The sequence below is a fragment of the Roseateles sp. P5_B10 genome (genome assembly GCF_056400485.1).
This window is the reverse complement of the sequence record NZ_JBFULE010000528.1, coordinates 1-3,749: the sequence shown is the minus strand read 5'-3', so window position 1 is coordinate 3,749 and position 3,749 is coordinate 1. Positions and strand designations below refer to the sequence as shown.

General features: G+C 72.3%; 2 protein-coding genes. Both read right to left on the bottom strand.

The genetic code is table 11. The annotated features are described in order from the left end of the window. The coding region (locus AC1DU6_RS23210; RefSeq protein ID WP_477859918.1) for a hypothetical protein at positions 1-1,166 on the bottom strand (1,166 nt) is incomplete at its 3' end. Next, on the bottom strand, positions 1,163-3,749 hold a 2,587-nt coding region (locus tag AC1DU6_RS23205), incomplete at its 5' end, for a hypothetical protein (RefSeq protein ID WP_477859916.1). The genes AC1DU6_RS23205 and AC1DU6_RS23210, both read right to left, overlap by 4 nt.

Sequence of the window (3,749 nt, the reverse complement as noted above, 5' to 3'; positions counted from 1 at the left end):
GCTGGCAGGTCGGGCGGCGGCGCGGCCAAGGCGGTGGCCACGAAGGCACGCAGCGTCAGCCCATGGCGCTGCACGGCCAGTTCGGCCGGGCCGCGCAGCCCAGGTTGCAGTTGCATCAGCCGCTCGATCAGGCCCAGTTCCGTCGCGTCGGCGTCAGGCAGCTCGAAGCGCATGGCCGGGCCGACGGCAAACAGGCCCGCCGCCAGCCAGCCGCGTGCGCCAGGCGGTTGGAATGGGTTGTCAGGCACGAGCAGGTTGTCCAGCAGCGTGGCGGTGCCCAGGTAGCGGCCCGCGCCAGGGTCCAGCGCCTTCATCAGCAGGCTGCCCTGCACCCATTCGGTGGCGCGTTGCCACGGCCGGCGCTTGCCGTTGAGGGCCACCGCAGCCTCCCAGAGATGGGTGCGCTGCACCAGCGACGGCGGCTTCTCCGCGTCGCCCACCAGGCGTTGGGTGTCGTCGTCCAGGTCGGCCTGCAAGGCGGCCACGCGCGCGCGTTCGGCAGAAGGCGGCAGCGCATCGAAGGGGCCGTCGGGGCGGTCGGGGCGGGTCCAGCGCTCAGGCGCCGCACGCTCGGCGCGCTGCAGCGCAACCGCGGTGCCTTCGCCGCCGGCATACCAGGGCTGGTCGCCCTCGATGGGCAGCGACAGGCTGGCGAAGGGCTGCTGGCCGAGCAGTGCCTCGATCGCCCGCCCGGCCGAGATCCCCCAGCCCTGCAGCGTGACCCGACCGCGGCCGCGCAGGCGCAGGCCGGTGATCTGCGGCGCGGCCACCAGCCAGCGCGGCGAAGACCGAGCCGCCACGACACGGTCGCCGCTGCGGCCCAGCAGGGCCAGCTCGCCGCTGCCCTGGAAGCGCGCCTCGATGCCGGCCACGCGGGCGTCGCTGGGCGCCTCGAGCTGGCGGCGGCCGATGAGCTGGCCGCCCCCGGCGTCGAGGTTCAGCGCGGGCAGCAGCCGGCCGTCGCGGGCGAACCAGTCCATGGCCGGCGCATCGGTCGCGGACGCCTCGACCGGCCACACCAGAAAGGGCGCCAGTGGAAAGCCGAGCGCCGCCGACGGGAACAGGCGCAGATGCGTGCCCTTGGGCAGGTCGGGGTCGGGGGCGACGATGCCGGCCGCCGCCGCGTGGGCCGAGAAATAGCGAGGGTCAACGAGCCAGCTGTTCATGCGGCCTCCTGGGCAAAACTGGGCTGCAGCGGAACTTCAAGCAGCCCCTGCAACGGCTTGGGTGGCAGGCCGATGGGCTGGTCGGTGCAATGCAGGCGCAGCCTGGGCATGACCCACGCGAAGCCGATGCCGCGCCGCGTGCGCCGCGGCACGAAGGGCACGGACGCGGCGAACAGCAGCCGCGAGCCGCTGCGGTCGCGCAGCCGCACGTTGAAGTTGGCGCTGTTGGCGCCGCTCACGAGCTGCAGGTCGGTCACATCGAAACGGCCGTCTCGGTGCACCGGCTCGGGCGATTCGATCAGCGCGCCGGCGCACAGCCAAGGTGTTCCCGCGGCCACCGGCGGCAGCCACAGCAGGCTGATGCGCGGCTCGGCGGCGGCGGGCCATCCGTCCATCCCGAGGCTGTCGAGGAAGGCATCGAAGGCGGCGTCATCCCCCTTGCTGACCTGCGCGGCCAGCACCGTGCCGGGCTGCAGCGCCACGTCGCCCTGCGGGTGACCAGCCAGGCCGCTGATCGGGAAGTGCAGGCCCGCCAGCATCTCGGTGCCGGTGGCCCAGCGCGAGGTGCGAAAGCTCACGCCGGGCAGCCGCCCGTCCGCCACGCCTTCCCGCTTTGACTTGGCCAGCGCGAACACCTCGTACCAGGTGTCGCGCGTGAGCGTCACGTCCACACGCAGCTCGGCCACGTTGGGCGCCAGGCCGCAGGTCGAGGCGAGATAGGCATTGGCGATGACGGCGGCGCTGCCGGCCAGTTGTGTGGTGCTGGTGACCCAGGCGAGCTTGGGCACGAGCAACTGGTCGGGCTCCACCTCCTCGGGCTGGTCGAGCCGGCGCAGGCCGCACAGCAGCTCGTACTTGTAGGCCGCGGCCAGCAGCGCCACGTGGCCCGGTGCGAAGCGCATGCGCACGGGGTCGTGGGCAAACCGGTGCAGTTCGCTCTGCGCGGGCTCATAGCCCAGCAGGTAGCGCTGGAGCATGGCCGGGTCAAAGAAATCGCGCTTGCGGTGGATCAAGTCGAGATAGGCATGCGTGCTGGGTGCCGGCTTGCCGCCCGCCCCGAGCAGCGGCGCGGTGCGAAACCAGTAGCTGCGCACGCTTTCGGTCGTGACATCGGCGGGTCGCGTCGCCAGCACCTGCTTTTGGCCCTTGTCATCCACCTCGTACAGCGTGCCGGACCAGCGCATGCTCACATCGATGCGGTACAGCCGCCCGGGGTCGAGCACGGCGCGGCGCGTTTTCGATGGCTTTGCGTCGGCCTTGGGCGGTCCGTCGTCGGCAGCCTTCTTCTGCTTGGCCGCTTCGGCAGCCGTGGCGGCATTGCGCGCCGCAGCGGCGGCGGCGGCCGACAGCGTGATGCCGCCCAGCGCCAGCAAGCCCAGCCGCGTCCCTGCGACGCAGCTCGCCTCGATGAGCTTGACGGCGCCGTCGGCGGGCGGCAGCCAGCGCACGGCCAGCCAGCCGTCGCCCAGATCCGCTTGCAGATCGGGTGCCCAGCGGCGCGCCAGGTCGTCGACGACGACAAAGGGCCGCGCCCCGGCGGCATTGGCCTGCCAGTCGGTGGCGCGCACCACCAGCCACAGGCGCGGCTGCGTCAGCGCCTCGTCGGGCACGATGCGCAGGTCGTGCCGCGGCTGCACGCGCTGGAAGGCGAAGTCGATGCGCGGCGTGAACTGCACGGCGCCGGGGTCGAGCCAGGCGTTGAACTGCCGCCCGTCCAGCGACTGCGGCGCGAACGGCCACACGCGCGGGCCGGTGTAGCCCATGTGCAGGGGCAGCAGGTTCGCCGCGGTCTTGTCGAGCACGACGGGGGCTAGCGCGGGCTGCGTCAGCAAAAGCTCCACGCGCGCCCGCACCTGGCTTTGCAGCGGGTCGGCGCTGTGCGGGTCGGGCGGCAACCGGAAACCACTGCCTTCGCGCGCGGCCGAGCCGCCCAGCGCCCAGCCGAAATGTGCATCCGCCCGCAGATGACAGACGTCGGCGAGCTCCTGCAGCGGCTTTCCCGCCACGCCTGCGCCCGCGTCGCCCACCGCATGCATCCACGGGTCGCGAAAGGGCGTCAGCAATAGCAGCTCGGCCGGCTGCGGCTGGCCGCCGGCATCGCCATGCTTGCCTCCGTGCCAGGCACTGCTGAAAGGCCCGGCGACCACCACGTCGGCCTCGGTGGCGTCGATCAGCGCCACGTCCAGCAGCTCCCAGTCGTAGCTGAGCAGATCGCTGCCGAGGGGCTTGGCACGCAAGCCCTCGGGGTAGCCGCCGGCATCGGGGAATTGCGCCGAGGCGAACGACAGCTTGGGCGCGGTGCTGAAGGCCAGCAGCGGGATGCTGTCGGGCCACACCGCACTCTCGGGCGTCGCATCCTCGGGCCTGGTGGCCAGCGGCGCCAGGCGGTGGTATTGGTCGTCCACCAGCGAATGCCCGTGGCCATCCAGCGGGTGCTCGGGCTCGGGCACCTTGTCCTTGGGCGACGGGCTGCCGTACTCCAGCGTCACGCACTTGCGGATCTCGTCGAAGAACAGGTCGATGCTGCCGCACAGCTCGGCCTTCACGTGTGGGTCGGAACCGTCCACCAGCACGACGTTGATG